Raw genomic sequence first — 7,327 nt, forward strand, 5'->3', positions numbered from 1 at the left:
CAGCGATAACTCTAAAATAGCCAATGCCAATGCTACAAACCCTTTACACCATCTTGCTTTACCTCATTCAACCATTAATCTGGCTCCGTCTGTGGCTAAGAGGACGCAAAGCGCCTGCCTACCGTCGCCGCTGGAGTGAACGCTATGGATTCTGTGTGGAGAAGGTCAAACCCAACGGTATCATGCTGCATTCGGTCTCTGTAGGTGAAACATTGGCGGCCATTCCCTTGGTCAGAGCGCTCCGTCACCGCTACCCTTCTTTGCCTATTACAGTCACTACCATGACGCCGACCGGTTCAGAGCGTGTACGGTCTGCCTTCGGCAATGATGTCTACCATGTTTATCTCCCCTACGATCTTCCTTGTGCTCTTAAGCGCTTCTTCGATCAGGTGAACCCAAAACTGGTGATCATCATGGAGACCGAACTGTGGCCCAACCTTATCACCGAACTTCATCGCCGTGATATTCCACTGGTTATTGCCAACGCACGGCTTTCTGAACGCTCAGCGGCAGGTTATAAAAAAATTGGCTCTCTGACTCGTCGCATTTTGCGCCGCACCACCTTGATCGCCGCTCAAAACCAAGAAGATGGTGAGCGCTTTATCGATCTCGGTTTACCGCGCTCACACTTAGCCGTCACGGGTAGTCTGAAATTTGATATTTCCGTCACACCTGAATTAGCGGCGAGAGCCATAGCGCTACGACGTCAATGGGCTTCTCGACGCCCAGTGTGGATTGCAACCAGCACTCATGAAGGTGAAGAAGCGATTATTTTGGCCGCGCACCGTGAATTGCTGAACCGGTTTCCCGATTTGCTGTTGATTCTGGTACCTCGCCATCCTGAGCGTTTCCCGACAACTCAGGCACTTACCCAGAGTCTGGGTTTTAGCTACACCTTGCGTAGCAGCGGTGAAGTGCCAGCAGCGGATACTCAAGTGGTGATTGGCGATACCATGGGCGAGCTGATGATGCTGTACGGCATCGCTGACATCGCTTTTGTCGGTGGAAGCTTAGTTGAACGGGGAGGGCATAATCCCCTGGAGCCTGCGGCACATGCCATCCCGGTATTGATGGGTCCACACACCTTTAACTTCAAAGATATTTGCCTTAAATTGTCAGAAGCAGGCGGTTTGATCACCGTGAAAGATACCGACAGTATTGTCAAAGAAGTGAACAGCCTGCTGACGGATGAAGATTACCGGCTCTATTATGGGCGACACGCGGTAGAAGTGCTGCACCAGAATCAGGGAGCACTTCAGCGTTTGCTCACACTGCTGGAGCCTTATCTTCCACCACGCGCAAACTCATCTATCTAACCCTCTGGTGTTAAGGATTCCCATGGCGACCAAAGCAATTTACCCAGGGACCTTCGATCCCTTAACCAATGGGCATCTGGATCTGCTCACCCGCGCTTCACATCTGTTTGATCATATCGTGTTAGCCATTGCTGCCAGTCCCAGTAAAAACACGATGTTCAGTTTGGAGGAGCGTGTCGCATTAGCGCGGCAGGCAACGCAACATTTGACGAATGTCGAGGTGGTAGGGTTTTCCGATCTTATGGTGCACTTCGCCCAACAGCAGCAAGCGAATGTGCTAATTCGCGGGTTGCGCGCAGTATCGGATTTTGAATATGAACTTCAACTGGCAAAAATGAATACTCACTTAATGCCAACGCTGGAGAGTGTATTCCTGATGCCATCGGAAGCATGGTCATTTATCTCTTCCTCTCTGGTCAAAGAGGTTGCCCGGCACGGTGGAGATGTCTCACACTTTCTTCCCGATGCGATTGGCTCAGCGCTTAAGCAAAAGCTGGCGCAGGGTAAGTAAGGCATCATCCGGCGGGTGGATCGGTTCTTCCGCCGGAAAATGGCAACATGATTAACGCGCCATAGCACCGCATAGATAGCGGAACCACCACAGTGGGCGCCACCATGTCTTTAACGGAGGCAATGCCGCTGGCATTACGTTGTTACGGTATTTAATTTCCCAGGTAAAGTTGAGAAAAATACGGCTTTGCCCATATTCATCACCGAACAAGCTACACTCTTGCTTCTTACGCTTATCAATCGGCGTATTGGCGGAAAGGTCGCGCTGTAACGTATGGTAACTCTCTTCCCGATCCACATCCCGTTCAAAACAACGAATGTTCTTCGGCAGGTAATGTTGGCGCGAACCTTGGTATTTCTGGTATTTCACGAAGCGGAAATCTTCTGAGCCATAATTTCCGGCAAACTCCTCATCGTAGCCAAAGAAGCGCATAAAGCGTGCACGCGACATAAAGAACGTGTTCGGATGACCATAATACCTGTCGCCAACGTTACATACTTTGCCGCGTTTTTTGACGCCGTTTTCACGACTTTCCCGATAGATTTTGTAGAAATTGCGGCCGGGATTACGGCAATTGATCAGGTAGCGGAATGAGGACTCCGGCAACTCGTGATCAAGATCGGTGATGAATATTTTGTCAGACTTGGCGTAGGTCACCCCTAAATTGCGCGCACCAGCCTGATTCCATGGAATATCTTCATTAATACGCAGCCAGGTGATGTTCAGATTAAACGTACCAACGTCGTACTTAATCGGAGAACCGTCATCGACAATCACGAACTCTACCGCAGTTCTGATATCTTCCGGCAACTGCTCATATAGCCGCAGCAACGAAAATACGGAATCCATATTGTCCTGATTGCAGTAAAAGTGCGTAACATAGCTTAACTTTATATGCTGCTTATCAAGCGGATGCCGTGCGGCAATAGAGTACTCGTGGTTCACCGATAAAATCCTCAGTTTTGTAATCTTGTTGATGCTTTTCCAGATTCGCCCTTCAAACGGCAGTCTGGCGTTATTTATCCAGCATCATTTCTGGCAGCTACGACAATAAAATGTACTACGCTGCCCATGTTTTTTCGCTAACAACGGCGTTCCGCATACGCGGCACAGCTCCCCCGCCCGACCATAAACCTGCAATTCCTGCGCAAAATACCCCGGTTTACCATCTGACTGTAAGAAATCCCGTAACGTCGTTCCACCTTGCTCAATCGAGCGCTGTAATACCTGCTTTATAGACTGAACGAAGCGAGCAGATTCTGATTCGCTCAGCGAGCCTGCCGCACGATCGGGATGAATACCCGCCATAAACAGGGATTCACTGGCATAAATGTTTCCTACGCCGACCACTACCTTGTTATCCATCACCCACTGCTTAATGGCTGTGTGCTTTTTGCGCGAACGTTGATAGAGATAGTCGGGAGAAAATGCCTCACTCAAAGGTTCCGGGCCAAGGTGTGCAAGTACGCTGCTTGTTTCAAGATCCGTCGTCCACAGCCAAGCACCAAAGCGTCGGGGATCGGTATAACGCAGCACATAACCGTTGTCCATGACCATATCCACATGATCGTGCTTATCGGGTGGGAGATATTCCGGCAGAATGCGCAAACTGCCAGACATGCCCAGATGCACAATCATCCAGCCACCAGGTAGTGCAAACAGCAGGTATTTTGCCCGACGTGTGATGCTCAAAATAGGCTGATCGCTCAGCGCAAGGATCTCGCTGGATACGGGCCAACGCAAGCGGGGATTACGCACGTCAACATGAAGGATGGTGTGTCCGACAAGATAGGGTGATATCCCGCGGCGGCTCGTTTCAACCTCTGGTAATTCCGGCATTTTCTCCTCCTGAACACTCCCGCGGCTAACGTAGCATAAAAAAACCCGGCCTTGGCCGGGTTTTTCATAAATCCACTAAAATTACTTGATTTTAGCTTCTTTATAGATCACATGCTGACGGACAACCGGATCGAATTTCTTCAGTTCCAGTTTTTCCGGCTTAGTGCGCTTGTTCTTCGTCGTCGTGTAGTAATGACCAGTACCGGCAGAAGAAACCAGCTTGATCTTCTCGCGAACACCTTTAGCCATGATTCAGTTCCTTAGTACTTTTCACCACGGGTACGAAGATCGGCCAGAACCGCTTCAATACCCTTCTTATCGATAACACGCATACCTTTAGCAGATACGCGCAGCGTTACAAAGCGTTTTTCGCCTTCAACCCAGAAACGATGGGAATGCAGGTTCGGCAGAAAACGGCGTTTGGTCGCATTCAGTGCGTGGGAACGGTTATTACCGGTCACCGGACGCTTGCCAGTAACTTGGCAGACTCGGGACATGTCTATTCTCCAAAAATCAAATCAGCTCGAGCTTCGTAGAGGATGTTGGCCGCCTCGTCAGGCTTTAGAGCCCATCTCAGCAGCTTTACAAGTAAAGATACTGTCATCAGGGTAAACCTGCTGAGATAGGCTCTTAACGCCACACCCAAGATTCTCAAAGGTGGCGTAGTATACGCTCTAGCGTGGATGTGCTCAAGTCCCGAGCAGCGAAAGATCTCAAAGGATCGCGGAAAATATGCTAAATCCATCCTCGCTCGGCAAATGATACGTACTCACCACGCCCAATTACCAGGTGATCGAGGACGCGAATGTCCATCAATGCGCATGCCTGAATAATATGCGTCGTTATCATACGATCGGCGCTACTCGGCTCTGCATCCCCGGAAGGGTGATTATGCGCCAGAATGAGCGCCGCCGCATTGGCTTTTAACGCTTCACGCACAATTTCTCTCGGATGTACCTCGACGCTGGCGATAGTACCTGCAAACATCTCTTGATGTCGAATCACACGGTGCTGATTATCAAGAAACAGCACGGTAAAAATCTCTCGCGTCTGATGTGCCAACGCCGATTGCAGGTACTGTAGGGTCAGTTCGGGATTCAGCATCGCTTTTTCCTTCACCAAACGCGTGGCATAAAGCCGCCGCGCTAGCTCCGCTACCGCCTGAAATTGCACAAATTTAACCACCCCCATCCCTTTCACAGCGCAAAATGTTCGTTGCTCTGCCATCATGACATGGTAGAGGGAGCCAAAATGATGCAGCAGGTGCTCCGACAACGTCATCACGTGAACACCCGGCAGCCCAGTGCGCAGAAAGATCGCCAACAGCTCCACATCCGTAAGTGCTTCAGCCCCCGAAGCAATAAGCTTTTCACGCGGAGCCTGATCGTCAATCCACACCGTTGTGCCTCCTTTCCATCGTTGCCCTATCATGTCAGGCTCACGGTAGCGTGGCGAGAACGCAAGCGAACACCTGCATAACCGCACGCAAGAGGTCTTGCAACAAAGCGTCACGCGCATAGACAAACGCGAGCAAGATTCCGCTCAACCGGCAAGGTTATGATAAAATGTTTCCTCTTAGGCGTTAATCGGACAAAGATGATGACGGGATTTTCCAATCAGCCTGGGCTCTCCGGTAAAAAAATCGTGCTCGGCATCAGCGGTGGTATTGCCGCTTACAAGTGCCCAGAAATTGTCAGGCGTCTACGCGATCGCGGGGCAGAAGTCCGCGTGGTAATGACACCTGCCGCGAAGGCATTTATTACACCGCTGACGCTTCAGGCGGTTTCAGGGTACCCAGTATCAGACGATCTACTCGATCCTGCGGCCGAAGCGTCGATGGGGCACATTGAGCTGGGGAAATGGGCTGACCTGATTATCCTTGCCCCCGCAACGGCGGATGTGATCGCACGTTTAGCCGCTGGCATGGCTAACGATTTGCTCACCACACTTTGCCTGGCAACGGCTGCTCCCGTCGCTATTGCACCTGCCATGAATCAGCAGATGTATCGCGCAACGCCAACACAGGATAACCTTGCCACGTTGGTACGGCGCGGTGCCCTGGTTTGGGGGCCAGACAGCGGTAGCCAGGCCTGCGGTGATGTCGGTCCCGGTAGAATGATCGATCCGTTGGCTATCGTTGAACTCGCTGATAAACATTTTTCACACGTCAACGATCTGCAACATCTCAACATTATGATCACAGCGGGACCCACGCGTGAAGCGCTCGATCCGGTCCGTTTCATTACCAATCACAGTTCGGGAAAGATGGGATTTGCCATCGCTCAAGCGGCGTCGGAGCGTGGCGCTCACGTGACGTTGGTCACCGGGCCCGTGTCATTACCAACACCCGCAGGCGTTCGGCGCATTGACGTGACCAGCGCGTTGGACATGCAGCAGGCGGTGATGTCTCATGCGGCACAACAGCAGATTGTCATCGGCTGTGCCGCCGTGGCCGATTACCGTGCTAAACAGATAGCCAACGACAAGATTAAAAAAAAGGGCGATGAAATCAGTATCACACTGGTTAAAAACCCAGATATTATTGCGGGGGTTGCGGCCATGCCAGCGTCTCGCCCTTTCGTTGTTGGATTTGCTGCCGAAACCCAGAATGTGGAAGAATACGCACGACAAAAATTGACGCGTAAAAATCTGGATCTGATTTGCGCAAATGATGTTTCCCTTTCAGGACAGGGATTCAACAGTGACACCAATGCATTGCAGCTGTTTTGGCCGGAGGGTGACACCCGTTTACCTCTGTGCGAAAAGCGCCTCCTTGGCCAACATTTAATCGATGAGATAGTCCGCCGTTATGATGAAAAAAATCGACGTAAAAATTCTTGATGCACGCATTGGTCAACAGTTTCCGTTACCGACCTATGCCACCGCAGGCTCGGCTGGCCTTGACCTTCGAGCCTGTATTGATGAAGGGATTTCACTGGCCGCAGGGGAGACAATACTGGTGCCAACGGGTATCGCTATCCATATCGCCGATCCCAGCCTGGCTGCGGTTATCCTCCCCCGCTCAGGGTTGGGGCATAAACACGGTGTGGTATTAGGTAATCTGGTTGGGCTTATTGATTCGGATTATCAGGGACAACTGATGGTTTCCGTTTGGAACCGTAGCCAACAAGCCTTCACTATCGAGCCCGGTGAACGCCTCGCACAGATGGTGTTTGTGCCCGTCGTTCAGGCTGAATTCAACATTGTCGATGATTTTGTAGGAACAGAACGCGGAGAAGGCGGTTTCGGCCATTCTGGTCGTCGTTGATCCGAAAATGGGTATACCCTGCGTTACCCCTTGGACACGCGGTCAATCGCGTGTCTTTGTAGCGTTTATTCAAGACGTTGCCCCAAATAATTCTAAATAGTTGTCAGCTTCTTTTTGATCAAGGGTCTTTTCTGACATGGCAGAGAAAGAGAATACGAAAAGGAATCGCCGCGAGGAAATCTTGCAAGCGTTGGCGCAAATGCTGGAATCCAGTGATGGCAGCCAACGCATCACCACGGCAAAGCTTGCCGCAATGGTCGGGGTTTCCGAAGCCGCACTCTATCGGCACTTTCCCAGCAAAACGCGGATGTTTGACAGCCTTATCGAGTTTATTGAGGATTCGCTGACAACACGTATCAATCTGATCCTGCAAGATGAGAAAGATACGTTCCA

General features: G+C 50.9%; 10 protein-coding genes. 5 read left to right on the forward strand and 5 right to left on the reverse strand.

Annotated features, from left to right (window positions below):
- Nucleotides 1-29: 29 nt before the first annotated feature.
- Both waaA and coaD read left to right on the forward strand, forming a co-directional pair.
- Complete coding sequence (gene waaA / locus J5224_RS22850) at nt 30-1,316, forward strand: lipid IV(A) 3-deoxy-D-manno-octulosonic acid transferase (RefSeq protein WP_264627542.1); 1,287 nt, start codon at nt 30-32, stop codon at nt 1,314-1,316.
- A 22-nt stretch (nt 1,317-1,338) separates the two neighbouring features.
- Nucleotides 1,339-1,827, forward strand: a complete 489-nt coding sequence (gene coaD, locus J5224_RS22855) for a pantetheine-phosphate adenylyltransferase (protein WP_264627543.1) — start codon at nt 1,339-1,341, stop codon at nt 1,825-1,827.
- A 51-nt stretch (nt 1,828-1,878) separates the two neighbouring features.
- Here coaD and J5224_RS22860 read toward each other — a convergent pair whose 3' ends face one another.
- The 5 genes from J5224_RS22860 to radC form a co-directional block, all read right to left on the reverse strand.
- The gene (locus J5224_RS22860) at nt 1,879-2,676 is read right to left on the reverse strand and encodes a glycosyltransferase family A protein (protein ID WP_264627548.1); all 798 of its coding nucleotides are present in this window, start codon (nt 2,674-2,676) and stop codon (nt 1,879-1,881) included.
- A 180-nt stretch (nt 2,677-2,856) separates the two neighbouring features.
- The gene (gene mutM, locus J5224_RS22865; RefSeq protein WP_264627544.1) at nt 2,857-3,666 is read right to left on the reverse strand and encodes a bifunctional DNA-formamidopyrimidine glycosylase/DNA-(apurinic or apyrimidinic site) lyase; all 810 of its coding nucleotides are present in this window, start codon (nt 3,664-3,666) and stop codon (nt 2,857-2,859) included.
- A gap of 81 nt (nt 3,667-3,747) precedes the next feature.
- A complete protein-coding gene (gene rpmG / locus J5224_RS22870; protein ID WP_026738454.1) occupies nt 3,748-3,915 on the reverse strand; it encodes a 50S ribosomal protein L33 in 168 nt (55 codons plus the stop codon).
- A gap of 11 nt (nt 3,916-3,926) precedes the next feature.
- Complete coding sequence (gene rpmB / locus J5224_RS22875) at nt 3,927-4,163, reverse strand: 50S ribosomal protein L28 (RefSeq protein ID WP_195314938.1); 237 nt, start codon at nt 4,161-4,163, stop codon at nt 3,927-3,929.
- 238 nt (nt 4,164-4,401) lie between these two features.
- Nucleotides 4,402-5,097 (reverse strand): RadC family protein, encoded by a 696-nt coding sequence (radC, locus tag J5224_RS22880; protein ID WP_264627545.1) that lies wholly within the window; start codon nt 5,095-5,097, stop codon nt 4,402-4,404.
- A gap of 165 nt (nt 5,098-5,262) precedes the next feature.
- Between radC and coaBC the strand changes: the two genes are divergently transcribed.
- The 3 genes from coaBC to slmA form a co-directional block, all read left to right on the forward strand.
- Nucleotides 5,263-6,507 (forward strand): bifunctional phosphopantothenoylcysteine decarboxylase/phosphopantothenate--cysteine ligase CoaBC, encoded by a 1,245-nt coding sequence (gene coaBC, locus J5224_RS22885; protein ID WP_413544715.1) that lies wholly within the window; start codon nt 5,263-5,265, stop codon nt 6,505-6,507.
- Nucleotides 6,476-6,934, forward strand: coding sequence for a dUTP diphosphatase (dut, locus tag J5224_RS22890; protein WP_264627546.1), 459 nt, complete (start codon nt 6,476-6,478; stop codon nt 6,932-6,934). The genes coaBC and dut overlap by 32 nt, the downstream gene beginning before the upstream one ends.
- A 136-nt stretch (nt 6,935-7,070) precedes the next feature.
- On the forward strand, nt 7,071-7,327 hold a 257-nt coding region (slmA, locus tag J5224_RS22895), incomplete at its 3' end, for a nucleoid occlusion factor SlmA (RefSeq protein WP_264627547.1).

The sequence above is a fragment of the Candidatus Symbiopectobacterium sp. NZEC135 genome, from assembly GCF_025962695.1.